This is a genomic window from Novosphingobium anseongense (assembly GCF_037482895.1).
Lineage (GTDB): Bacteria > Pseudomonadota > Alphaproteobacteria > Sphingomonadales > Sphingomonadaceae > Novosphingobium > Novosphingobium anseongense.
This window is the reverse complement of record NZ_JBBHJZ010000003.1, coordinates 61,173-85,890: the sequence shown is the minus strand read 5'-3', so window position 1 is coordinate 85,890 and position 24,718 is coordinate 61,173. Positions and strand designations below refer to the sequence as shown.

The 24,718-nt window shown below is 66.8% G+C and carries 22 protein-coding genes and 1 tRNA gene; 11 read left to right on the top strand and 12 right to left on the bottom strand.

Translation table 11 applies throughout. The features are described from left to right. Positions 1–105 precede the first annotated feature (105 nt). From WG901_RS14420 to WG901_RS14410, 3 genes are all read left to right on the top strand, one after another. Complete coding sequence (locus WG901_RS14420; RefSeq protein ID WP_339587792.1) at positions 106–987, top strand: TauD/TfdA dioxygenase family protein; 882 nt, start codon at positions 106–108, stop codon at positions 985–987. 28 nt (positions 988–1,015) lie between these two features. Beyond that, a complete protein-coding gene (locus WG901_RS14415) occupies positions 1,016–2,104 on the top strand; it encodes an LLM class flavin-dependent oxidoreductase (protein WP_339587791.1) in 1,089 nt (362 codons plus the stop codon). A 123-nt stretch (positions 2,105–2,227) separates the two neighbouring features. Continuing rightward, a complete protein-coding gene (locus tag WG901_RS14410) occupies positions 2,228–3,187 on the top strand; it encodes a TauD/TfdA dioxygenase family protein (protein WP_339587790.1) in 960 nt (319 codons plus the stop codon). A gap of 206 nt (positions 3,188–3,393) precedes the next feature. On the opposite strand, the gene WG901_RS14405 is transcribed toward WG901_RS14410, so the two are convergent. Next, positions 3,394–4,092 (bottom strand): DUF4136 domain-containing protein, encoded by a 699-nt coding sequence (locus tag WG901_RS14405; RefSeq protein ID WP_339587789.1) that lies wholly within the window; start codon positions 4,090–4,092, stop codon positions 3,394–3,396. A 246-nt stretch (positions 4,093–4,338) separates the two neighbouring features. On the opposite strand from WG901_RS14405, the gene WG901_RS14400 reads away from it, so the two are divergent. From WG901_RS14400 to WG901_RS14385, 4 genes are all read left to right on the top strand, one after another. Beyond that, the gene (locus WG901_RS14400; RefSeq protein ID WP_339587788.1) at positions 4,339–5,208 is read left to right on the top strand and encodes an alpha/beta hydrolase; all 870 of its coding nucleotides are present in this window, start codon (positions 4,339–4,341) and stop codon (positions 5,206–5,208) included. After that, positions 5,198–5,800, top strand: coding sequence for a hypothetical protein (locus WG901_RS14395; RefSeq protein ID WP_339587787.1), 603 nt, complete (start codon positions 5,198–5,200; stop codon positions 5,798–5,800). Before WG901_RS14400 ends, WG901_RS14395 begins: the two co-directional genes overlap by 11 nt. 111 nt (positions 5,801–5,911) lie before the next feature. Further along, the gene (locus WG901_RS14390; RefSeq protein WP_339587786.1) at positions 5,912–6,661 is read left to right on the top strand and encodes an SDR family NAD(P)-dependent oxidoreductase; all 750 of its coding nucleotides are present in this window, start codon (positions 5,912–5,914) and stop codon (positions 6,659–6,661) included. Between the two features lie 119 nt (positions 6,662–6,780). After that, positions 6,781–7,248, top strand: a complete 468-nt coding sequence (locus WG901_RS14385; protein WP_339587785.1) for an RcnB family protein — start codon at positions 6,781–6,783, stop codon at positions 7,246–7,248. 182 nt (positions 7,249–7,430) lie between these two features. Here WG901_RS14385 and WG901_RS14380 read toward each other — a convergent pair whose 3' ends face one another. From WG901_RS14380 to WG901_RS14355, 6 genes are all read right to left on the bottom strand, one after another. Further along, complete coding sequence (locus WG901_RS14380; RefSeq protein ID WP_339587784.1) at positions 7,431–8,744, bottom strand: cystathionine gamma-synthase family protein; 1,314 nt, start codon at positions 8,742–8,744, stop codon at positions 7,431–7,433. A gap of 68 nt (positions 8,745–8,812) precedes the next feature. Continuing rightward, positions 8,813–8,888, bottom strand: a tRNA-Val gene (locus WG901_RS14375). 199 nt (positions 8,889–9,087) lie between these two features. After that, on the bottom strand, positions 9,088–10,119 hold the full coding sequence (locus WG901_RS14370; RefSeq protein WP_339587783.1) for a winged helix DNA-binding protein: 1,032 nt from the start codon (positions 10,117–10,119) through the stop codon (positions 9,088–9,090). Between the two features lie 78 nt (positions 10,120–10,197). Next, positions 10,198–11,178: a ferrochelatase gene (gene hemH, locus WG901_RS14365; protein ID WP_339587782.1), complete on the bottom strand. Its 981-nt coding sequence runs from the start codon at positions 11,176–11,178 to the stop codon at positions 10,198–10,200. 2 nt (positions 11,179–11,180) lie between these two features. Further along, positions 11,181–13,418, bottom strand: a complete 2,238-nt coding sequence (locus WG901_RS14360) for a xanthine dehydrogenase family protein molybdopterin-binding subunit (protein WP_339588415.1) — start codon at positions 13,416–13,418, stop codon at positions 11,181–11,183. A gap of 1 nt (position 13,419) precedes the next feature. Beyond that, positions 13,420–14,403, bottom strand: a complete 984-nt coding sequence (locus WG901_RS14355) for an Mrp/NBP35 family ATP-binding protein (RefSeq protein WP_339587781.1) — start codon at positions 14,401–14,403, stop codon at positions 13,420–13,422. Positions 14,404–14,565: 162 nt separating this feature from the next. On the opposite strand from WG901_RS14355, the gene hflK reads away from it, so the two are divergent. The 3 genes from hflK (at position 14,566) to WG901_RS14340 (ending at position 18,258) form a co-directional block, all read left to right on the top strand. Next, complete coding sequence (gene hflK / locus WG901_RS14350; protein ID WP_339587780.1) at positions 14,566–15,702, top strand: protease modulator HflK; 1,137 nt, start codon at positions 14,566–14,568, stop codon at positions 15,700–15,702. After that, positions 15,702–16,547 (top strand): protease modulator HflC, encoded by an 846-nt coding sequence (gene hflC / locus WG901_RS14345; RefSeq protein ID WP_339587779.1) that lies wholly within the window; start codon positions 15,702–15,704, stop codon positions 16,545–16,547. The genes hflK and hflC overlap by 1 nt, the downstream gene beginning before the upstream one ends. Before the next feature lie 160 nt (positions 16,548–16,707). Continuing rightward, positions 16,708–18,258, top strand: coding sequence for a Do family serine endopeptidase (locus tag WG901_RS14340; protein WP_339588414.1), 1,551 nt, complete (start codon positions 16,708–16,710; stop codon positions 18,256–18,258). A 227-nt stretch (positions 18,259–18,485) separates the two neighbouring features. Here the strand turns inward: WG901_RS14340 and WG901_RS14335 are convergent, their stop codons facing one another. From WG901_RS14335 to WG901_RS14315, 5 genes are all read right to left on the bottom strand, one after another. Next, positions 18,486–20,657 carry a transglycosylase domain-containing protein gene (locus WG901_RS14335; protein WP_339587778.1) on the bottom strand — a complete coding sequence of 724 codons (2,172 nt, stop codon included), beginning with the start codon at positions 20,655–20,657 and terminating at the stop codon, positions 18,486–18,488. Between the two features lie 129 nt (positions 20,658–20,786). Then, a complete protein-coding gene (gene msrB, locus WG901_RS14330) occupies positions 20,787–21,185 on the bottom strand; it encodes a peptide-methionine (R)-S-oxide reductase MsrB (RefSeq protein WP_339587777.1) in 399 nt (132 codons plus the stop codon). A 52-nt stretch (positions 21,186–21,237) separates the two neighbouring features. After that, positions 21,238–21,684, bottom strand: coding sequence for an NfeD family protein (locus WG901_RS14325; RefSeq protein ID WP_339587776.1), 447 nt, complete (start codon positions 21,682–21,684; stop codon positions 21,238–21,240). Further along, entirely contained in the window at positions 21,684–22,598 is a 915-nt protein-coding gene (locus WG901_RS14320) for an SPFH domain-containing protein (RefSeq protein ID WP_339587775.1), read from the bottom strand. The genes WG901_RS14325 and WG901_RS14320 overlap by 1 nt, the downstream gene beginning before the upstream one ends. A 65-nt stretch (positions 22,599–22,663) precedes the next feature. Then, entirely contained in the window at positions 22,664–23,560 is an 897-nt protein-coding gene (locus WG901_RS14315; protein ID WP_339587774.1) for an AraC family transcriptional regulator, read from the bottom strand. A gap of 160 nt (positions 23,561–23,720) precedes the next feature. Between WG901_RS14315 and WG901_RS14310 the strand changes: the two genes are divergently transcribed. Then, complete coding sequence (locus tag WG901_RS14310; RefSeq protein WP_339587773.1) at positions 23,721–24,704, top strand: SDR family NAD(P)-dependent oxidoreductase; 984 nt, start codon at positions 23,721–23,723, stop codon at positions 24,702–24,704. Positions 24,705–24,718: the final 14 nt, after the last annotated feature.

Below are 24,718 nucleotides of genomic sequence, written 5' to 3'. Positions count from 1 at the left end.
AAAAAACGCTCTCGACGGTATCATATCGGCTTGCTATTGAAACGATAAGAGTAACAAATGATCTGCTGCCGAGTCGGCCTGACGGACATGGAGAGGATGCCAGCCATGGCGCTTTCGTCGATCGATCTGTCCCCCCGCATGGGATCGCAGGTGGACATCACCAAGGCCGACCTGCTCAGCGGCGAACACGCGCAGGATATCCGCGCGCTGCTCGACGCGCGCGGCGTGCTGCTGTTTCGCGGGATCGCACCCGACGATGCCGAACTGCGCACGATTTCGCGGTCGCTCGGCGACCTGCGGCTCGGAGCGTCGAAGCGCGGCACCGACGGGCGCACGCTCAACGAAGGCGAAGAGGGCGTGATGAAGATCTCGCTCGATAGCAAGGTGAACCCGGACTACGCGCGGTTCCTGCCCGGCAACCACCTCTGGCACATGGACGGCACCTACGAGCCGGTACCGCCACTGGCGACGCTGTTCACCCCGTTCAAGCTGTCGCAGACCGGTGGCGACACCTGCTTCGCCAACACCTATGCCGCCTTCGAGGACCTGCCCGAGGGCGAGCGCGCCGCGCTCGAACAACTGCGCGTGGTCCACACGATGCAGGCTGCGCTGTTCCCGGTGATGCGCGACGTCACGCCCGAGGAATTCGCGGTCTGGTATAGCTATCCGCAGCGCTCGCATCCGCTCGTCTGGCACCATCGCTCTGGCCGCAAGTCGCTCGTGCTCAGCACCTCCGGCGCTTATGTCGAGGGCATGGCCCAGGCCGAGAGCCACGACCTGCTCGAACGGCTGATGCGCCACGCGACGCAGGACAAGTACGTCTATCGCCACAAGTGGCAGCTCGGTGATCTCGTCATCTGGGACAACACCGGCGCCATGCACCGCGTCCTGCCCTTCGACCGCGAGAGCGGCCGCGAGTTCCACCGCGCCACGCTCAACGGCGAGGAACCGATCACATCGACCAGCGAACGCCTGGTCTCCGCCTGACAATCAAGACTTTCGAGGAGAGAACATCATGCAGATCGGCGTCCATCTCGGCTTCCAGAACCTCCACGGCATGCCCGACATGGAGTTCTTCCGGAAGGAAACCCAGATCGCCATCGAGGCCGAGGCCATGGGCTTCGACTTCGCGGCGATGGTCGAACACCATTTCACCGACTACGCGGCCTGCCCCGATCCACTCCAGGCGCTGAGCTACGTGGCGGCGAAGACCAAGACGATCAAGCTGATGCCCGCCGCGGTGATCCTGCCGTGGAACGATCCGGTGCGCGTGGTCGAGAAGGTGGCCATGCTCGATTCGCTGTCCGAGGGCCGCGTCATCCTCGGCATGGGCCGCGGTGCCGCACGACGCGAGTTCAACGGTTTCCGCAAGGACATCGCCGACAGCCGCGAGCTGTTCGACGAGGCCGCACTGATCATCATGGACGGGCTCGAGACCGGCACGGTCAAGGCCAACACCAAGCACTTCCAGCAGCCCGAGGTCGAGATCCGGCCGCGTCCCGAGGGTTGGACGCGCGACCGCATGCTGATGGTCTCGATGTCGCCGAGCTCGGCCGAGGTCGCCGCCGAATACGGTCTCAAGGCGCTGCGCTTCAGCCAGGGCGACTGGTCGCACTCGATGAAGGAGATCAACGCCTATCGCTCGACCTTCGAGGCCAAGCACGGCAAGAAGGCCCCGCCCTTCGTGATCTCGGATTTCGTCGTCTGCGTAGACACCGAGGAGCAGGTGGCCGAATATACCGACGAGTATTTCGCCAAGCAGTTCTACCAGGTCGCCAACCACTACGAATGGGGTGGCGAGCACTTCAAGAACATGCCCTCCTATGCCACCTACGTCGCGCTGGGCGATGCGATGAACGCCGCCGGCGGGCCGGAAAAGGCCTACAAGGATTACATCGGCGGCAACCTGATCGGCACGCCCGCACAGCTGATCGAGAAGGATGCGATGCGCAAGGCGACCGTGGGCGACTACGACATCATCGCCAACTTCTCCTACGGCGGCATGTCCTACGACCGCGTCTACGACCAGATGAAGCGCTTCGCCGACAAGGTCATGCCCACCTTGCGCGAGAGTGCTTCGGCCGAACCCGTCGCAGCCGAATAAAACGATGAACATGACAGGGCCGGTCTTGCACACTCGCAGGGCCGGCCTTGTCCTATTTCGTCAAGGCAAGCCCTTCGCTTTCGTGATAGGCGCGGCGCAAATATGCGATTCCAGGAGAATGTCATGACTCTCGACGTGAGGCCTCTGACCGAAGGCCGTGCATTCGGCGCCCGCATCGGCGGGCTGACGCTCGCCCAGACGCAGGATCCCGCGATCCGCGCGCAGATCAATGCGCTGTTCGAAGCCAAGGGCGTCATCGTCTTCGAAGACGTCGAGCCCTCGGGCCAGATGCACGTCGCGCTCAGCGACGTGTTCGGTCCGCTCAAGGAGCACCCGAGCAAAGCCGTGCCGCGCGTCGACGATGCCATGCCCGGTGTGATCGACATGACTTACACCCCCGGCACCGACGGGCTCATGTCGATCGGCGGACGCAAGACCGCGCAGTGGCTGCCCTGGCACTTCGACCACGCCTACAACAACGAGCTCAACCGCGCCGGCGTCCTGCGTGCGATCGACATTCCGCCCGACGGCGGCATGACCGGCTTCGCCGACGGCATCGAGCTCTACGAAGCGCTCTCGCCCGATCTGCGCGCGGCGATCGAGGGCAAGAATGTGCTCTACCGGATGAACGTCATCATGGCGAACTTCCACTTCGGTGCGCCCGAAGGCTTCGCCGTGCTCAGCGAGAACTCGCACGCCCAGGCGGTGATGGATGCCGCCGCCGACGTGCCGCGCGCGATCCACCCGGCGGTCTGGACGCGCAGCTCGGGTGAGAAGGTGCTCCACGTCTCGCCGTGGATGGCCGAAGGCTTCGAAGGCGACGAGACCCCCGAAGGCAACGCCCTGCTCCAGGCGGTCTGCGCCGAGATCTTCGAAAAGGCGCAGGCGCTGTCCTACTTCCACAAGTGGAAAGAGACCGACATGCTGATCTGGGACAACTGGCGCGTGCTCCACGCGGTCAGCGGCCACGACCCGCAATACGGCCGCCGCATGCAGCGCACGACGATCAAGGGCGACTACGGCCTCGGCTATTTCGAGAACGGCGCGACGAACACCAACCGCATCGTCGAACGGGCTTATTGATCCACGATCCTCCCCGGTATGGGGAGGGGACCGTCAGCCTAGCTGGTGGTGGAGGGGCGCAACCTTCACGGAGACGGGGACACCCCTCCGTGAGGCCGGCGGCCTGCCAGGTCCCCTACAGGGGAGGATCTTATGCCAAGCGCAAACCAAAAGGGCGGAACCGTTGCCGGTCCCGCCCTTCTTCGTCCCTCGCTGGGAAGCTGAAATCAGCCGCGCTTGTTTTCGGGCGCGACGCTGATGCGCACGGTCTCGCCCGAATTGCCCGGGAAGTTGGTGAACATCGCCTCGACGAGATTCGGCACGACATAAGGCAGGCGGTTCGAGGTCGAGACCGCTTCGGCCTTGCCTTCGAACAGACGCTGGCCGTCGGCACGGCGATCGATCTTCACTTCGATGCCGCTGGTAAAGACGGTGTAGCTCTCGACGCCGCCCTGGTCGAACCAGGGGTCGTACCAGCCATAGTTCCACAGGCCGGGGCGATAGAAGCCGGGGCCATAACCGAACCCGCCGCGATAGCCGCGCCAGGGCCCCCAATAGGAACCCGCGCCGAAGCTGGTCGAACGCACCCGCTCACGGCCCTTGTCGACGCCGTAGTCGAAGCGGACCAGCAGCGTAGCGTTCGCGGGCTCTGCGACCGGGGTATAGCCCTGCTGCGCCAGCTTGGCCTCGACAAGCCGAGCGTACTGCCCGAACTCGATACCGCCGGCCATCGACGGATCGTCGGCAACCACCGCAAAGGTCTGGCCCGAAGGCGCGGGAAGCTGCGACTGGAAGCGCGACACGTTGGCGTTGAACGGCGAAGCGCAGGCGGTCACCGCGAGCATCAGAACCGCCGCGGCGGCGGCCTTGATCCGGCCGAGGTGGGATTGCGGATTGGCGAACATCATGACTCTCCAGGGGGCCATGACCTAACTGCTTGGCGCCCGATAGTTTTACGAACGAGCCGTAGTCTCGCGCGGCTGAACATCGCTTGAACATTTGGGGGCGAAACGGGGTCTGCGCAAGATGGATCGTGTCGCGATTTTGCGCGCAAGCGGTCGCTCGTCGCCTTTTCCATATCCGTCATTGCGGAACTGCGTATCGGGGCCTTCCGGCGCGGCGGCGAGCGCTCTACAGCCGAATGCAAAGCTGCAGAGAGGGACCATCCATCGATGACCATATCGCTTCCGCCCTTGCGCGCGGGCCGCGCCGCGCCCGCGGATCTGCTCGAGCGCCGGGCGCAGATGCAGGTCATGGTCGATGCGGGCACCTGGAAAACCGAGAAACCTCCGGTTGAAAACGAGCTCGGCGGACTGCGTACACTGCGTTTCAAGCCAGAGGGCATCCCGCGCGGCCATGTCCTTCAGCTTCACGGCGGCGGTTTTCGCATAGGCCGCCCCGAATTCGAGAGCCTCTTCGCCGAAGCCCTGGCCAAGGAATGCGATGTCGAGATCGTCGTCCCGCAGTACCGCCTCGCGCCCGAGGGACCTTTTCCAGCCGGCCTGTCCGACGCACTCGCCGCGCTGACCGCGCTGCGCGAAGAAATCGGCGACGCGCCGCTGATCGTCTGCGGAGATTCCGCAGGCGGTGGGCTGGCAGCCTCGCTCGGCCTGCTCAGCGCGCTGGGCAGCGCGCCGCGGATCGATGGGCTGGTGCTGCTCTCCCCTTGGCTCGACCTGCGCGTCACCGCCGGCTCCTATGCGGCCAATGCCGCCTTCGACGCGATGTTTTCGAAGGAATCGGCCGATGTCGCGGCCGAGCTCTACCTCCAAGGCTTCGATCCGGAGCATCCGCTGGCCTCGCCGCTGCTCGCACCGATCACCGCCTATCCGCCCACGCTGATCAGCGTAGGCACAGGCGAAGTGCTTCGGGACGATTCGCAGCTGTTTCATGACAAGCTCCTCGCCGCCGGTGTGAACTCGACGCTCTGCGCGATCGACGGCATGGAGCATGTCGCGGTGATCATGGGCCTCCAGCGCCCCGGCGCGGCCGAAACTTTCGCCGCCGTGACCGCCTTCGTGGAGCGCCGGCTTGCGCGTTGACCGCCTGATCCTCTCGCTTGCCTTGCCGCTCGCCTTGGCTGCCTGCGGCAAGGCCGACGTGCCGGAGCCAAGTCTGGTAGGCGATTTCGCCGCGCCCGGCGCCTATGCCATCGCCGGCGACACGCTGACCGTGTGGAAGCGCGTCCAGCAGCCCGGTGGAGCCTGGCGCTTCCATTCGTGGTCGATCACCCCGGGCGGCTCGATCGAGTATCTCGAGGAGCTCGAAAGGGTCGGCGCGCCGGAAAACCCCGAGGAAGCCCAGGACTTCAGCGAGCAGCGTCGCAGCTTCACCCTGCCCCAGGCCGAGTTCGAAGCGCTGCGGGCGCAGGCCGCGCTGCTGCGCCCGCAGGCCCTCGGTCCCGAGGATCCCGTCGGCGGCTATGCGGGCGAGGTCTATCCGGCGGGCTGCATCTTCGATCCCGCGCAGCCGCGCGTCGCCGGGATCAACTTCCTCAACGGCAAGAGCTGGGGCAATTTCGCGCTGCAGGCGAGCTGTGCGCGCGGCAAGGCGCGCGAGGCGAGCGCGGTGATGACTCAGATATTCGACCGCCTGACCCGCGCCACGCCACCGCCGAAAGTCCCACACCGCTAGCCACTTCGCCGTGCCTAGGCGATGTTGTACGATCGCCCGCAAAAGCCGCTTCCCAGCCCGGCTATTCGCGCTAAGGGCAATGTTGAACACCTGAACAGCGGAGAGCGAATCATGACCTACCGAGTAGCCCTCGTCACCGGCGCCGCCGCCGGCATCGGCGCCGCCTGCGCCAAGCGTCTGGCCAAGGACGGCGTGGCCGTCGGCGTGCTCGATCTCGACGAAGCCCGCTGCGCCGAGACGGTCGAAGCAATACAGGCGGCAGGCGGCAAGGCCATCGCGCTGGGCGCCGACGTCTCGCAACGCGCGCCGGTCAAGGCCGCGATCGACAAGCTGCGCGAGGCCTTCGGTCCGATCCATATCCTGGTGAATAACGCTGGCGTCACCGACTTCACGCCCTTCGAGGAGCTGACCGAGGAACGCTGGGATCTCATCTATGCGGTCAACGTGCGCGGACCGTTCCTGCTGACCCAGGAAGTCCTGCCCGACATGAAGGCGGCGAAGTGGGGCCGCGTGGTCAACATCTCGTCCTCCTCGGCACAGACCGGAGCGATCAACATGATCCCCTACTCGTCGTCGAAGGGCGCGGTGGTGACGATGACGCGTTCGATGGCGCAGGAATTCGGCCCCTACGGCATCACGGTGAACAACATCCCGCCGGGCTCGGTGATGGGCACGATCATGTCCGAGGCGAACCGCGATCGCTTCCAGATTCCGACCGAGGTCCTGTTGCAGACGATTCCGGTGCGCCGCATGGGCGAGCCGAACGACATCGCCAACGCCTGCGCCTGGCTCTGCCTCGACGAGACCGGCTACGTCACCGGCCAGACCATCGGCGTCAACGGCGGCCGCGTCGTCACTTGATCCGCGATATCGAACGCTTCATCGGCCGACGCGATGGGGGAACGGTATCCTGACAGAGTCGTTTCCCCTCCGTTCAGGGCACGACCGGCATTCCGGTCGTCACCCGAAAGGAGCGACCAATGAATAAGAAGCTATCGAGTGCCATGGCCTCACTGGCCGCCGCCGCTTGCGTGCTGACCGCGGTTCCCGCCGCGGCCCAGCAAAGGTGGCGCGACAGCGACCGCGACGGCCGATCCGACCGTCGCGAATGGAACCGCGACCGCGACCGTGACGGCCGCCCCGACCAGTTCGACCGCTACGACAATCGTCGGGGCTGGAACGGCTCGCAGCGCAACCGCAACGAGTGGCGCTGGAACCGTTACAACCGCCAGGCGGGCTACAACGGCTACAACGGCCGTTGGCGCGAGGGTCAGCGCTACGGCAACTGGAACAACAGCCGCTACTATGTGAACGACTGGGGTTCGTACAACCTGCCGGCCCCGCGTCGCGGCTATCGCTATTATCGCGACGACAATGGCGACATCATCATGGCGGCAATCGGCACCGGCATCATCGGTCTGATCCTGGGCAGCCAGCTCGGCCGCTGATGCGAAAACGAGCGGAGCGGCCGATCGCTCGGCCGCTCCGCGTTTCGGTCCAGTCTGGCTGGATCGAGCTGGAGTGTCTGCAGCCACCCCACTCGGCGCGGTGGCGGCGGAAGGGGGAAGTACCGCCAGCCTGACCGTGCTGACACCGATGTAGGTCGCCTCAGACGCAATACAAGCCGCGCTCAAACCCGGTCGAGCGCCTGCTCGAAGTCGGCGATCAGGTCGTCGGCGTCTTCGATCCCGATCGATATCCGCACCAAGCTGTCGCTGATTCCGAGCAGCGCCTTGCGTTCGGGCGCGACCGAGAGGTGCGTCATCGCGGCGGGATGGCTAGCCAGGGTCTCGGTGCCGCCAAGGCTGACCGCGAGCTTGGCAATCTTGAGCGCATCGAGGAACGCGAAGGCCTGTGCCTCGCCCCCTTTCAGATAGAGCGAGAAGGTCGATCCGGCGCCCGAGCAGTGGCGGCGATGGATATCGGCCTGGCGGCTGCCTTCCTCGAGAAAACCGAGATAGCCAACGCGCTCGATCTTTGGGTGCTCGCGCAGCCAGGCGCACACCTTGGCCGCGTTCTCGCCCGCGCGGCTCATGCGCAGTTCGAGCGTCTCGAGGCTGCGCAGCAACATCCAGGCCGTGTGCGGATCGGTGATCGTCCCGATGACGTTGCGCGTCGCGCGGATCGCGCCGATCGCCGCTTTCGATCCGACCGCCGCGCCGGCGACAAGGTCCGAATGACCGCCGACGTACTTGGTCAGGCTGTAGACCACCACGTCGGCACCGTGCGCGAGCGGCTTCTGCCAGAGTGGACCGAGGAAGGTGTTGTCCATCACGATCAGCGGGCGCTCGTCGTGGCTCGTGAAGACAGCGTCGCGGGCATCGCGCACGGCCTCGATATCGACCAGACTGTTGGTCGGGTTGGCCGGACTTTCGAGGAAGATCAGCGGCACGCGCGCCGATCCGGCATCGCGCAGCACCGCCTCGATCTCCTCGCGCGTGGCGCCGGCGGGAAAGTCGAGCCACTTGACGCCGAGCCGGCCGAGCAGCTTGCCGATCAGGGTTTCGGTCGCAGCATAAAGCGGCGCCGAATGGACGATGACGTCGCCCGGTCGCGCATGGGTGAGCAGGATCGTCGCGATCGCCGACATGCCCGAGGAAAATGACAAAGCCGCTTCGGCGTTTTCCCAGATGGCAAGGCGGCCTTCGAGGATTTCCTGATCGGGGCCATTGAAGCGGCCATAGACCAGCGCATCGGCCTGAGCCGCGCCCGGTCCGGTCAGTGCGGCGAAATGCCGTTTACCGGCAGCCGCGCTCTCGAAGGCGAAGGTGGAGGTGAGGAAGATTGGCGGCTTGAGTGCGCCCTCGGACAGGACGGGATCGTAGCCATGACCCATCATCAGGGTGGAGGGCCGCAATTGTCGACCTTCGATCTTCCGGGTCTCGCGTTTGGAACCGCGGCTCGCCTTGGTACCGCCCGTCGCCGTGTCGTCCGCTTCGTCCATGCTCGCCTCCAGAGGCAGGAACCGACGAAGTGGAACTTGGCTCCCGCTATGGCAAGCGGGACCTGCGATGGTGGGCGCTGACGGGCTCGAACCGCCGACCCTCTCGGTGTAAACGAGATGCTCTACCAACTGAGCTAAGCGCCCGATCGCAGGAAATCGCGCTTTAGGCGATTTTCCCGCGCGGTCAATCGCGACGCAACGCGGTCACAGCGCCGTTGCGACCGCATCCTCCTGTTTTTTCGGCCGGATGTCGATCGACGAGATTTGCCTTGGGTCGCGCCTCCATGTCCATTTGCTCTCGTCGGCCATTGCGGCGCAAGGCCCAACTCGTTTCGCGCGCCTGCTAGATCAGCCGCGAAGCATTCGCGTCGAGTTCCAGGAAATAGCGCGCCATGGCATCGGCGGCGCGGTCGGTGAGGACGAGGAAGGCACGTCGACGGTCGGTGTCGTCCTCGACTCGTTCGATCAGGCCCGCTTCGGTGAGTTGGCCGATCCAGCGCAGCGCGGTGGTCGGCGGCACGCAGGAAGCGATGCACAGCGAGGTGACCGAGACCCGCTTGTGTTCGGCCCGCGCGGCGGTGAGGTCGAGCAGCATGTCCCAGGCGGGATCGGCGAAGAGTTCACCGTCGAAGAACCGCCCTCGAAGCTGGCGCTGGCGCAGGATTCGGCGCAGCAGCCGCGGATCGGGCAGAGGCGGTCGCGTCTGGCGAGTAGCGCGCGCGCCCTCGTCCTCGGCTGAGGGCGCGATCGGACCGCCAATCGGATTTGCCGGAGGATGGGCGAAATCGCGCTTGAACGCCTCGAAGCGGAAAGCACTGTCGGGGCCATGGCCATGCGTCGGGCCGCTCAGCCGGTCGAGCCGCTCGGCGATCTGCGCGACCTGCTCGGTCAGGCGCAGCAACATGAGCCGATCGGTTTCCGTCAATTCGCGCAATCGCAGTTGCGGGACTTTGGCGAGCACCCGGCCAAGCGCGATCACGCGCTCGGCCCGGCTGGGATCGACGAGAAATTGCGGGTTCGACTGGTCCATGCATGCGAACACGTCGTCGAGCGCCTCGACCGTGGTCGAGACCACGAGTTGGGCGCCGCTATTCGCCGCGCGCAGATCGAGCCGCGCCAGCGCAGCGAGCATGCTGCCGTCGATCACCGGACAATCGAGCAGCACGACTTCACCCAAAGGCTGCGCTTCGCCCTCAAGCAGGCTCGCGATCCCGTCGGTCCGCATGATGTGGAAGCCGGCGGACTGAGCATCGTCGCGCATCTCGTCGCGCAGATGCACACGATCGGCAAAGACCGAAAGCCCGAGCGGCAGCCCGGCGGCGTCGCTCGCGCCGCTGTCGCGCACCGACGAATAGGCGAAATGGGCTTGCGGCATGAGGTTCCGACTCCGATCCCGAATTCAGAACGAGAGTAGAACAAAGAAGGGTTAAGTCAAGAATCGAGGCTTAGCATATCAGAGCCAGCCGCTCAGCTCGCGTCGAACCAGACTTTCGAGCATGGCCATGCCCGCGTCCGTGACGTTCAGACAGTCGAGCGTGGCATAGTCGCTGCCCCCCGCGGCAAGGAATTGCTCACGCCCGCGGATCGCCAGTTCCTCGCGCGTTTCCAGGCAATCGGCCGAGAAGCCCGGCGCGACCACCGCAAGCCGCCGGGTGCCCTTGACCGCCTCGGCCGCAAGCACGACGTCGGTCGCGGGCTCGAGCCACTTGGCGCGGCCAAACCGTGACTGGAAGCTGGTCTCGATCCGCAGGTCCTTGCGCGCCAGCCCCTCGCCCAGCAGCCGCGCGGTCTCGAGGCACTGGGCATAGTAAGGATCACCCAGCGTGTGCGTGCGCTCGGGCATACCGTGAAAACTCAGCAGCAGTACCTCGGGCGCGAAAGGCAGCGCGGCGAGCTGACGCTCGATATCGGCCTTGAGCGCGGCGATATGCGCAGGGTCGTCATAGTAGGCGGGCAGCGTCCGGATCGCCGGCTGCCAGCGCAGCTTCCCCAGTGCCGCCCCGACCGCGTCCATCGCCGAGGCTGTCGTCGCCCCCGAATACTGGGGGTATAGCGGTGCGATGAGGATGCGACCGCAGCCCTCGGCCTGGAGCTTGTCCAGCTCTGCGGCGATGCTCGGATTGCCGTAGCGCATGGCCCAGCGCACCGTGGCCTCGGCCCCAAGGCGCGCCTGCAAACCCTCGGCCTGAGCGCGAGTGATCGCCGCGAGCGGCGAGCCTTCCTCGGTCCAGACCAAGCCATAGGCATGGGCCGACTTCTTCGGCCGCGTGTTGAGGATCACTCCGCGCAGGATTGGCTGCCAGACCAGCGGCGGAATCTCCACGACGCGGCGGTCAGATAGGAATTCGGCCAAATAGCGGCGCACGGCCTGCGGCGTCGGCGCGTCGGGCGTGCCGAGATTGACCAGCAGGACGCCGATCCGGTGTGCGGTCACGCTCAAATCTCCTCCGACAGCAGCGGCAGTTTGCGAAAGCGCAGCCCCGTGGCCGAGAACAGCGCGTTCGACAAGGCCGGTGCCGCGACGGCAACACCGAGTTCGCCTGGGTCGGCCGCGGGCGCGTCGCTGTCGACGAAGGTCACGCGGATCTCGGGGCAGTCGGCCAGCAAAGGCAGCGAGAGCTCGGCGAGCCGGCCACTCGTGGGCAGGCCATCGGCATAGCCCGTGCTTGATCCGAGCGCGAGACCGATGCCGAAGACCAGTCCGCCCTCGATCTGTTGACGGGCGATGTCGACGTTGATCACCCGGCCGATGTCGACGACCGCGTCGATCCGGTCGACCCGGACACCTTCCGCGTCCCGCCTTGCGGTGGCGACCACGGCGATGCGACCGTCGCCGATGGCATGGCAAGCCACGCCCTGCCCGCTCGCCTCGACACCCCCGCCCCATTCGGCCTGCTGGGCGACGCGCTGGAGGCAGTGGATCAGCCGCGGATCGTGCCCGAGCATGGCGATGCGAAACGACAGAGGTTCCTGCCGCGTGTGATGCGCTAGCTCGTCGACGAAGCTCTCGTTGAAGAAGGCCGTATAGCCATGGGCATTGCCGCGCATGCGCCCCGTGGGCAGGTCGATCGTCGCCGGGGCATGTTCGACAACCATGTTCGCCACGCGATAGGGCGGGATCGCGCCTTCGACCGCGAGGGCATCGCCCTCGCCGGCACTGGCCTTGATCGCGGCGCGATCGCCCATGCCGTCGAACAGCCGGCGGCCGAATTCGTGCGCGGTCGCGGGCAGCGCCAGCCGCGCCTTCCAGCCGACCACGGCATTGGCGGCATCGGTCCGTGCCGCGAGCACCGCGGTCACCGGTGTGCGCGGCGGACCGGCGACGGCCTCCTGCCAGCGTGACCAGATCAGTTGCACGGGCCGACCGACGGCCTTGGCGATCACCGCGGCCTCGATCGCATGGTCGTGTTCGAGCCGGCGATCGAAGCTGCCACCCGCGGGCATCGGATAGAGCACGCAGTCGCGTAGCGAGACCCCTGCCGCTTTGGCGGCGGCGCGGCGCATTGCCTCGGGCGCCTGGCTCGCGACCCAGAGCTCGAGCCGGCCTTCGGCGAACCGCGCGGTGGCGCTGGCGGTCTCGAGCGTGGCGTGAAGCGCCGGGGCAACGTCGTAGCGCCGCGCCAGCGAGAACTTGCGCTTGAGCGTGCTCGGATCGCCGCGTTCGAGCAGGGTCGTGGCCTCGCCCTTGCGCAGCGCCTCGTCGAGTGCGCTCTCGATCCGACCGCTGTCGGCGCGCTTCTTGGCGATGAAATTCGGCGCGATCTCGGCGAGCGCGCGCTCGGCCGCCCACCAGGTGTCGGCCACGGCCGCGAGCCAGCGCTTGCCTCTGACGAACTCGATCACCCCCGGCAGCCCCGCCGCGCGCTTGCGATCGTAGGAGGCGAGTTCGGTCTCGCCGATCGGCCCGTGGCGGATCGCGGCGAAGACCATGTTCGGCAAGCGCACGTCGCCCGCGAAGCGATGGCTGCCGTCGACCTTCGAGGGGAGGTCGAGCCGCGGAAAACGCAAGGCGCTGACCTGCACTTCCTTGGCCTGGCTTGCCCGCAGCACGGGCGCGTCGGGCGGATCGAAGTCCGCAGCCGCCGCTGCCAGCGCGCCAAACGGCAGGCGTCGCTTGCCCTGGACGACGAAACCGTTCTGCGTATCGCAGCCGCTCGCATCGACGCCCCACTTTTCCGCCGCCGCCTGGATCAGCAGCGCGCGCGCGCTCGCCGCCGCAACCCGCGCCGGATATTCGTAGGCGGCAAGCGAAGTGCCGTCGGCGGTGACGGTGAAGACGTTGTCCTGCGCCCAGTGCCGCGTGATCGGACTGCCGACGCTGGCGATCCGCGGAAACAGCGGCATCCACAGCTCGGCCCAGCGCGAAGCCAGCGGCAGGTTGATGTAGAGCGGGCTCGGCGGTGCGGGCTCTATCGCCACCTGGCGCCAGTCGGCACCGAGCTCGACCGCGACGATCTGGGCGATCAGCGTGCCGATGCCCTGGCCCATCTCGAGCTGCGGCACGGCGACCGTGACGACGCCATCCTTGCCGATGCGCAGCCAGGCGTCGAAGCCGACCTCGCCCGCTTCGGGCGCGAGCGGCGGCTCGTAATGGCGCGGGCGCAACGCATAGCCGATCGCCAGCCCGCCGCCGGCCAAGGCCCCGATCAGGATGCCACGGCGGGTGACGGCCATGTCAGGCCTTTTGATCATCCAGCCAGGTCGCCACCTGCCGCGCGATCGACGCGAAGGCCTCAGCCTGCGGCCCCTCGCCCGCGGCCGGCGGCTCGCCGGCATCGCTGGCCTTGCGAATCTCGAGGTCGAGCGGCACGCGGCCGAGGAAAGCGTGCCCCATCGACCTGGCGGCCGCCTCGGCGCCGCCCTGGCCGAAGGGATCGCTGATCTCGCCGCAATGCGGGCAGGCATAGCCGGCCATGTTCTCGACCATGCCGATCACTGGCACTTCGCTCTGCTCGAACAGCTGAATCGCACGCGTCGCGTCCATCAGCGCCAGGTCCTGCGGGGTCGAGACGATCACCGCGCCGGCCGGCTTGAAGCGCTGGAGCATGGTCAGCTGGACGTCGCCCGTGCCCGGCGGCAGGTCGAGCAGCAGCACCTCGGCGTCGCCCCAGTCGGCATCGACGAGCTGCGACAGGGCATTGCCCGCCATCGGTCCGCGCCAGGCGATCGCCTGCCCCGGCTCGATGATGTGGCCCATCGACAGCACGGGCACGCCCCAAGGGCTCTGCACGGGTACGAGCTTCTTGTCGCGCGCGGTCGGCTTCTGGCCCTCGGTGGCGAGCAGGCGCGGCTGCGAGGGGCCGTAGATGTCGGCATCCACGAGCCCGACCTTCTTGCCGAGGCGCGCGAGGGCCACAGCGAGGTTGGCCGAGAGCGTCGATTTGCCGACGCCGCCCTTGCCCGATCCGACCGCGATCAACCGGCGCTGCGGTTTCTCCGCACGGTCCGCGGTCATTGCGACGCGCACTTCGCCGACCCCGTCCTGCCCGCGCAACGCGCCCTTGACCGCGATCTCGAGTTTGTCGCGCTCGAGCCGGTCGAGCCCGGCGACATCGAGCACCAGGGTCGCGACGCCGTCGGCCAGCCGCAGCGACTGCAGCCTTTCCCGCGCCAGGGGCGGCAAGGCCGCTTGCAAAGCGCTGTGGTCGTCGCCGCTCATCGTTCGTCCCTACTGCGAAACACTATGTCACACGCCCATAGGGCGTCTGGGGCGGAAAAAGCAAAGGCAGGCACTGTTTTTGTCGCGAATGCTTCCTATAAGTGCCGCATGACAACGAACGGAATTGCCCCAAGATCCGGGCTCATGCGCGGCGTTCTGGCCATGGCTGGACGTCGCAGCCCCTGGGGCGGCGGGGACAAAGACGACGATCAGAGCGGTGGAGAGGCCGAGGGAGGCAGCGACAGCGAAGGGGGTTCCGACCCGTCGCGCGGACCGCGCAACCCCTGGCTGCCACCGAGCGGTGGCGAGACGCCGCCACGGCGCTCGCCCTCGATCGACGACATATTCCGTTCCAAGGACCGTCGGCGCCCCGGCGGAGGCGGCGGTGGTGGCGGCATGCCGCGCCTGCCGCAGCGCCCCGACGGCAAGAGCTGGTTCCCGCTGATCGCCGGCGGCATCGCGCTGATCTGGCTCGGCTTCTCGACCGTGCATATGGTCGGCCCCAAGGAGCAGGGCATCGTCACCACCGGCGGCAAGTATTCGCGCACGATCAGCCCGGGCGTCTCGCTGACGCTGCCCTGGCCGATCGAGAACGTGACCGTGACCGACGTCACCTCGATCAACCGCTTCACCATCCCCGAAGGCGAAGGCGAGAAGCTGATGCTGACGAGCGACCAGAACCTGGTCGACCTGTCCTATCTCGTGCGCTGGAACATCAAGAACCTGAAGCTCTACTCGTTCCAGCTCGCCGATCCCGACCAGACCGTGCGCGAGGTTGCCGAAGCGGCGATGCGCGCCTCGGTCGCCGAAGTGTCGCTGCGCGATGCCATGGGCGGCGCCGGCCGCGCCACGATCGAACAGAACGTGCGCGATCGCATGCAGGCCGTGCTCGACGCCTACCGCGCTGGCGTGGTCATCCAGGGCGTGGAGATCAAGAAGGCCGATCCGCCGACCAAGGTCGTGCCCGCCTTCCAGCAGGTCACCGCCGCGCAGCAGGACGCGCAGCGCGATCTGTCCAATGCCCAGGCCTGGGCGCAGCAGCTCACCGCCCGCGCGCAAGGTGACGCCGCCGCCTTCGACAAGGTCTACGAGCAGTACAAGCTTTCGCCCGAGGTGACCAAGCGCCGCATGTATTACGAGACCATGGAGCGCGTGCTCGGCAGCAACGACAAGGTCGTCGTCGAGGCCAATGGCGTAACGCCGTACCTGCCGCTGCCCGAACTGCGCCGCAAGGCGGCCACCGCCACCGAGGCACCGGCAGTCACGCCGGTCGCCCCGGCATCGCAGGGAGGCCAGTGATGAACTTCGCGAACCTCTGGGAAGACCACAAGGCCAGCCTGACCGTGATCATCGTCGCGCTGATCGCGCTCGCCTCGAGTGTGATCGTCGTGCCCGAGACCGAACAGGCCGTCGTCATCCGCTTCGGCCAGCCCGAGCGCGTGATCAACCGCTTCCGCCCCAACGTCGATTTCGGCGAAACGGGTGCGGGCCTGTCGTTCCGCATCCCGATCGCCGAGCGGGTGGTGCGCATCGACAAGCGCGTCCTCGCCGTCGACATGGAGCGCCAGCAGGTGCTCTCGAGCGAGCAGCAGCGGCTCGAGGTCGATGCCTATGCGCGCTTCCGCATCATCGACCCGGTCAAGATGGTCCGCACCGCCGGCACCACGGAGCGCGTGGCCGAGCAGCTCCAGCCGATCCTCAGTTCGGTGCTGCGCCAGGAACTGGGCAAGCGCACGTTCCAGTCGCTGCTCACCGCCGACCGCGGCCTGGCGATGGTCCAGATCCGCAAAGGTCTCGACCGCGAGGCGCGCGAATACGGTGCCCAGGTGATCGACGTGCGGATCAAGCGCGCCGATCTGCCCGAGGGCGCGCTCGAAAGCGCCTTCTCGCGCATGCAGGCTGCGCGCGAGCAGGAAGCCACGACGATCCGCGCCCAGGGCCAGAAGAACGCGCAAATCCTGCGTGCCCAGGCCGAAGCCGACGCGGCGAAGACCTATGCCGAAAGCTTCGGCAAGGATCCGGCTTTCTACGATTTCTATCGTGCGATGCAGTCTTACGACTATACCTTCTCCAATGGACAAGGTGCGACGACGATCTTGCTGTCGCCGGACAACGAATATCTGAAGCAGTTCAAGGGTCGCTAGGAACAGGCGCCAGGAACCGATATCGGCCTCGCGCGCTCAAACCTTTCGACCTTTAAAGCCGCCATTCAAACTGGGTTAAGCCAACCGGGCCTGAATTCGCGGTGCTAAGACGAGGTGGCCCTGCCGCCGGAGACAAAGGAAACTGAAGGACGTGAAGCCCGTGCGATACGCCTATGGAGTCACCACTGCGCTGCTGCTCGGCGGCGCCGCCATCTCGCTCGCAACCGGCATTCCCGCCGGTGCGCAAGTCGCGCAGAACGACACCAGCCAAATGCAGAACGTCGTTCCGCGGGCCGGCGCTCCTGCCAGCTTCGCCGATCTGACGCAGCAGCTCGCGCCGGCCGTGGTCAACATCTCGACCCGCCAACGCGTCCGCGTGGCCAACCAGAACCCCTTCGCGGGCACGCCGTTCGAAGATCTCTTCGGCGGCGGGGGCGCCGCACCCGGTGGTCGCGGCGGCCAGCCGCAGACGCGCGAAGCACAGTCGCTCGGTTCGGGCTTCATCATCTCGGCCGACGGCTATGTCGTGACCAACAACCACGTCATCACCGCCGACGGTCAGGGCGAGGTGGAATCGATCACCGTGACCATGCCCGACGGCACCGAGTATCCGGCCAAGCTGATCGGCCGCGACCAGGCCTCGGACCTCGCGGTGCTCAAGATCACCACGCCCAAGGCCCTGCCTTTCGTGAAGTTCGGCGACAGCCGCTCGGCGCGTGTGGGTGACTGGGTGATCGCCATCGGCAATCCCTTCGGCCTTGGCGGTACCGTGACCTCGGGCATCATCTCGGCCGTCTACCGCAACACCGGCTCTGGCTCGGCCTACGATCGCTACCTGCAGACCGACGCCGCGATCAACCGCGGCAATTCGGGCGGCCCGATGTTCGACATGCGCGGCAACGTCATCGGCATCAACAACGCGATCTTCTCGCCCACCGGCGGCTCGGTCGGCATCGGCTTCGCGATTCCCGCCGAAACCGCGGCGCCGATCGTCGAGCGCCTCAAGACTGGCCAGTCGATCGAGCGTGGCTACCTGGGCATCCGCATCCAGCCGGTCAACGAGGATCTCGCAGACTCGCTGGGTATCGCGCACAACAAGGGCGAATTCGTCCAGGCGGTCGAGCCGGGCCAGGCCGCGGCCAATGCCGGCATCAAGCCCGGCGACGTCGTCGTCAAGGTCGACGGCAAGGACGTGACGCGCGACCAGACGCTGTCGTTCATCGTCGCCAATGTCGCGCCGGGCAAGCGCATCCCGGTCGAGCTGATCCGCGACGGCAAGCGCACGATCGTGACCGCCACGGTCGGCAAGCGCCCGAGCGAGGAAGAACTCGCGCAGAACACCTTCGACCAGGACCAGAGCCAGGACGAAGACCAGTTCAACAAGCCGCCGACCAAGCAGGGCCAGGGCGTGTCCGAGCAGGCGCTCGGCCTTTCGGTCCTGCCGCTGACGCCGACGATCGCGCGCCAGCTCGCCGTGCCCGAGACGACCCGCGGCGTCGTGATCAATGCGGTCGATCCCTCGTCGGACGCGGGCAGCAAGGGCCTGCAGCGTGGCGACATCGTGCTCTCGGCCAATTACCAGGACGTCTCGACGCCGGCCGAACTCGAAGCCGCGATCAAGGCAGCGAAAACGCAGAGCCGCAACGCCGTGCTGCTGCGCATCCAGCGCCGCGGCCAGCCGGCGACCTATGTGCCGATCCGCATCCGGTAGGCGGGAAGGAACTGTCCGCAAGATGGTTGGGGGGGCTCGCAGCGATGCGCGCCCCCTTTGTCGTATAGGGCGGAGCTTAGCCCGAGCCGAGGCTCAAACCCCGCTCCTTCCTCCCGCGTCAGCCTGAACCTGTTTCAGGCTCTATCGGGCGGGAAACGCGGATGTGGTGCGGAAATACCCGACGGCGAGACTGTGCCGACTGATCCGAGCTTCGGTGACGGCGGAGGTCAATTCCCCGGAGTTGGCGTCGGACGGGGCTGGACGCCCGGCTGACCTGCGCGCGGTGACGGGACGGCGCCCGGTCGCACCGGGTTCGCGTCGCGCTGGCGACGGCCGGTGGCCTGGTCGAGGAAATCGTCGTTCGCCGCGGGCGGCGAGCCGTCCTGCTGGAACCCGATGTTGTCGCCCTGCCCTTCGGCCGGCGGCTCGCCCGGCCCCTTGTCGGTGTCGCCGGGACGGATCATGTTGCCCTGATCGTCGGTGTAGTAATATTCGTTGGGATCGCCTTGGAGCTGCTCGTCGTCGGGCTCGAGCTGCCAGTCGGGCAGCTTGAGTTCCGTGTCGAACTTCTCGACCGGGCGCCGGGCCACTGCATAGCGCATGTAGGCGGCGAAGGCGCGGGCCGGCGCCGTGCCGCCCTGGAGGCCGGGAACGGCCTTGGCGTCGTCGCGCCCCATCCACACGCCGGTGGTCACGCCGCTCGAGAAGCCGACGAACCAGCCGTCCTTGTTCGAGCTGGTCGTGCCGGTCTTGCCCGCCACCGGCCGGCCGATCTGCGCGGCCTTGCCGGTGCCCGTGGCGACGGCCGACTGCAGCAGGTCGGTAATGCCCGCAGCGACATATTGCGGCACCAGCAGCTCGCCGCGCGGCGCCGGACGGCGATAGATTTCCTCGCCGTCGGTCTTGGTCACCTTGAGAATGCCGTAGGGTTCGACCGAAGCCCCTTTGGCCGATACCGAGGCGAAAGCGCGCGTCATGTCGATCAGCCGCACGTCCGAGGTGCCGAGCACCATCGACGGCAAGGTGTTGACCGGTGTGGTGATGCCGAAGCGCCGCGCCATCGAGGCGACCGCGCCGAAGCCGACCTCGTTGCCGAGCTGTGCCGCAACGGTGTTCTTCGAATAGGCGAAGGCCGTGCGCACGTCGATCTCGCCGGCATAGCCGCGGCTCGAATTGTGCGGGCTCCAGCCCTGGATCGTGACCGGCTCGTCGACCACGCGATCGTCGGGCTTGTAACCGGCTTCGAGCGCAGCGAGGTAGACGAACAGCTTCCAGGCCGAGCCCGGCTGGCGCACGGCATTGGTCGCGCGGTTGTAGTTCGAGCTGACGTAGTCGGTGCCGCCGACCATCGCGAGCACGGCGCCGTCGCGGTCGAGGCTAACGAGCGCGCCCTGCGCGCCCTTGGGCGCATTGGCGGCGACCGCCGCCGTGGCCGCGCGCTGCATGCCCGGATCGAGCGTGGTCCAGACCTCGATCGGCTCGTCGTTGTCAGGCAGGATCAGGTCGAGTTGCGGCAGCGCCCAGTCGGTGAAATAGCGCGCCGAATTCTGGCCCGCTTCGGGTGCGGGCTTGACCCCTTCGAGATCGGCCGAGGCGCGTTGCGCCGCGGTGATCGCGCCGGCGTCTTCCATGACCGCGAGGACAACCTCGGCGCGCTCCTTGCCCGCCTTGGCATCGGCGGTCGGCGAATAGCGCGAGGGCGCCTTGACCAAGCCGGCGATGATCGCCGCCTCGGCCAGCGACAATTGTTTGGCGTCGTGGCCGAAGAACTTGCGGCTCGCCGCGTCGATGCCATAGGCGCCGCCGCCAAAATAGACCTTGTTGAGGTAGAGCTCGAGCACCTGGTCCTTCGAGAACTGCCACTCGAGCGCCATGGCCAGCACGGCCTCGCGGATCTTGCGGTCGAAGGTGCGGTTGTTGTTGAGGAACACCGTGCGCGCGAGCTGCTGGGTGATCGTCGAACCGCCCTGGCGCCAGCGGCCGCTCTCCACGCGAACCATCAGCGAGCGGACGATGCCGATCGGATCGACGCCGATGTGCGAGCGGAAGCGCCGATCCTCGACCGAAACGGTCGCGTCCTTCATCACCTGCGGGATCTGGTCGTAGGGAATCCACTTGCCGTAGCTCGGCCCGAGCGAGACCAGTTCGGTGCCGTCGCGCGCGCGCACGACGATCATCTGGCCGACCTGGCTCGACTTCAGCTTGTCGTAAGTCGGCAGCGACTGCGCCGCGACGAGTACCGAAACCACGATGACGATCGCCGCCAGCAGCGCGCCGGCGGAGCCCCAGATGGCTGCACCGCGCACGAAGCGCCAGAACCGCGAGCGGGTCTTCTTCGGCTTTTCGGGTGGAGACGGGGGCGAACTCTGCGGTTTGCGCAGGTTGTCGTTGCGTGCCATTTGGCTAGCTGGCCCCTCCGGTGGACGCGCAGTTCAAGACAGTGCCGTCCGTTGCATGAAACATGCATAACACAGGGTTAACGGCAGGCACCATAGCCCCCTAGCTGCAGGCCAGGGGGCTGGCAAAGCCTATTCCTTGGGCTTGAAATCGAGCGAGGCGCTGTTGATGCAATAGCGCAGGCCGTTCTCGCCCGGTCCGTCAGGAAAGACGTGGCCGAGATGACCTTCGCACTTGGCGCAGCGCACTTCCGTGCGCACCATGCCGTGCGACACGTCGCGCAGTTCTTCGACCGCGTCCTCGGCCATCGGTTCGGTATAGCTCGGCCAGCCCGAACCCGAATTGTACTTCTTGTCCGAAGCGAACAGCGGCGCCCCGCAGCCCGCACAGACATAATCGCCTTCGGCCTTGTTCTGCTCGTATTCGCCGGTGAAGGCGCGCTCGGTGCCGGCGTGACGCAGGATCTGGTACTGCTCGGGGGTCAGCTTCTCGCGCCACTCGGCATCGGTCAGCTTCAGCTTGTCGGTCATGAAAGGCTCCTTTGCCGACGAATATGGAAGTCGGCCGGAGATGGTGCAAGCGTCAGTGAAGATGCTCCACCAGCAGCACCACACCGTCGTGCCCCGAAACACGCATCCTGGTGCCAGGTTCGGCATCGGGCCCCTTGGCCAGCCACTCGCTGTCGCCCTGCTTGACCCGGCCGTTGCCGCCGTCGATCGCATGGGTCACGACCACCATTTCACCGACCAGCCGCGCGCCGCGATCGTTCATCTTGGGATCGGCGCCCTCGATCGGATTGGCCGTCAGGTAGCGCTTGCCCGTGAAGACCGAGACGATCGCCAGAACGGCGAAGATCACGACCTGCACGGCCAGACCGAGCGGCAGGGCCCAGGTCAGCACACCGGTGATCAGAGCCGCCCCGGCCAGCCAGATAAGGAACACGCCGGGCACTGCCATTTCCGCGGCGGCGAGGACCAGGCCTATCGCCATCCAGTGCCAGTGCGAACCGAGAGCCTCGAACCACTCCATTACTTGGGATCCCTGCCCAGCGCTTCCTTCGCCAGTTCACCGATGCCGCCGAGCGTGCCGATGAGCTGCGTCGCCTCGACGGGGAAAAGGATGGTCTTGGCATTGGGCGAGGTCGCGAACTGGCTGACCGCCTCGGTATACTTCTGTGCGATGAAGTAGTTGAGCGCCTGACTGCCCGACTTGGCGATCGCATCGGACACCATCTGCGTCGCCTTGGCTTCGGCCTCGGCCTCGCGTTCGCGCGCCTCGGCGTCGCGGAAGGCGGCCTCGCGGCGGCCCTCGGCCTGGAGAATCGCGCCCTGCTTCTCGCCCTCGGCGCGCAGGATCTCCGATGCGCGGCTACCCTCGGCCTCGAGGATCTGCGCGCGCTTCTCGCGCTCGGCCTTCATCTGCCGCGCCATGGCGTTCGAGATGTCGGCCGGCGGCCGAATGTCCTTGATCTCGACACGCGTGATCTTGAGGCCCCAGGGCGACGTCGCATGGTCGACCACGATCAGCAGCTTGGCGTTGATCTCGTCGCGCTTCGACAGCGTCTCGTCGAGGTCCATCGACCCCATCACCGTGCGCAGGTTGGTGGTCGTCAATTGCATGATCGCGACATAGAGGTTCGACACCTCGTAGGCCGCCTTGCCCGCGTCGAGCACCTGGAAGAACACCACCGCGTCGACCCCGACCATGGCGTTGTCCTTGGTGATGATCTCCTGCCCGGGAATGTCGAGCACCTGCTCCATCATGTTCACCTTGTGGCCGACACGGTCGATGAACGGGATGATCAGATGGAGCCCCGGCGTCGCCGCCAGGGTATACTTGCCGAGCCGCTCGATCGTGTAGACGTAACCTTGGCGAACGACGCGAACGCCCATCAGCAGGAACACGAAGACGACGACGATCAGCGCAATCAGGAACCCGCCCATATGCCCAAAACTCCCCACCAGATGTGTGCAGTCTAGCACGCGCCGCGGCGGAGGAAAGCGGCTTGCTAGATCTCGACGAACTGCGGCGCCGGCGGCGCGCCGCGCAGCCGTTCGGCATCGCGCGCCGGCGGCAGCCCGAACATGCGCGCATATTCGCGGCTGAATTGCGAGGCACTTTCATAGCCGACGCGATGCGCGGTGGTCTGGGCATTGGCCTCGACGATCAGCAACCGCCGCGCCTCCTGCAGCCGCATCGCCTTCTGGTACTGCAGCGGGCTCATCGCCGTCGCCGCCTTGAAATGGCGGTGGAACGAGGCACGGCTCATACCGGCGAGATCGGCAAGCCCGTCGATGCTCAACGGCTGCTCGTAGTGCGCGCGGATCTGGTGGATCGCGCGGTGGATCCGCGAGAGCCGGCTGTCGGCGCGCGCGATCTGCTGGATCGTACCGCTGTCGTCGCTCTGGACCAGGCGATAAAGAATCTCGCGGCGGATCATCGGCGCGAGCACGGCGATATCCTGCGGCGCGTCGAGCAGTTCGATCAGCCGGCGGACCGAGCCGAGCAGTTCGCGCGTCACCCCGCTGACGAAGAAGCCGGCATCGCGGCCGACCGGGCGTTCGGGCAGGTCGGCGATCACCGAGGCCAGCAACGGACGGTCGATCGTGATAGACAGGCCGACATAGGGCTGGTCGAGGCTCGCCTCGATCACGCAGCCCGCCGCGGGCAGTTCGACCGAGGCGACGAAATAGGTGCTCGGATCGTAGCGCACCGTGCGGTCGCCGATCGTCACGAGCTTGGCGCCCTGGAGGATGACGCAGAACATCGGATCGTAGACGCCGGGCACCGGCGCGGTCGGCGCGGTCACGCGGTTGAGCCGTACCCCGTCGAGCGCGGTCTCGACCAGTCCCCCGGGGCAGTGGCGATGCGCTATCTCCAGCAGGCGATTGAGGTCATCATGCATGGGCGAGAGATGCGCATATGGCCGAAAGGCTGCAAGGGTCGAGATCTTCCTGCGTACCGTTTGAGACGATCGGGCAAGGATCGGAGCCTATCAGGCGAGGCCTTCAACCGGTTCCATCCCATCTCCCGATCATCATTCACGCAAGGAGAAGGGACCACCCATGTCTGCAACGATCGAAAAGACCAAGACCTTCGGCGCCCTGTCGACCACCGACAAGGTGCTGGCCGGCCTGGATCTCAAGGGCAAGCGCTTCCTGGTGACCGGCGTCTCGGCCGGGCTCGGCATCGAGACCGCCCGCGCGCTCGTCGCCCACGGCGCCCAGGTCGTCGGCACAGCGCGCGATCTCGCCAAAGCCGAACGCGCCACGGCACCGGTTCGTGAGGCTGCCTGGGAAAACGGCGGCTCGTTCGACGTCGTCGAGGTCGATCTGGCTTCGCTCGCCAGCGTCCGTGCGGGCGCCGATGCGATCGCCGCGGCCGGCCTGCCGTTCGACGTCATCATCGCCAATGCCGGCGTCATGGCCTGCCCGCTGGGCAAGACCGCGGACGGCTTCGAAACGCAGTTCGGCACCAACCACCTCGGCCACTTCGTCCTGATCAACCGCCTGGCCCACCTGCTCAAGCCCGGCGGGCGGCTGGTCAATCTCTCGTCTTCGGGTCATCGCTATTCGGACGTCGACCTCGAGGATCCGAACTTCGAGCACACGCCCTACGAGGAATTCCAGGCCTATGGCCGCTCGAAGACCGCGAACATCCTGTTCGCCGTCGAGTTCGACCGGCGCCACCGCGATCGCGGCGTGCGTGCAACGGCCGTGCATCCGGGTGGCATCCAGACCGAACTGAGCCGTCACATGCCCGATGGCGCGCTCGACGACCTCCTGCAGAGCATCAACGAGCAGAACGCCGCGGCGGGCCAGCCGCCGATGGCCTGGAAGACGATCCCGCAAGGCGCCGCGACCAGCGTCTGGGCGGCGGTGGTCGCCCCGGCCGACGAGATCGGCGGCCAGTTCTGCGAGGACTGCCATGTCGCAGAGGTCAGCGACGTTCCGGGACTGACCGGCGGCGTGCAGCCTTATGCGCTCGACGCCGACAACGCCAAGGCGCTCTGGGCCAAGAGCGAGCAGATGGTCGGCGAGACCTTCTGACGGCCGGAGAACCG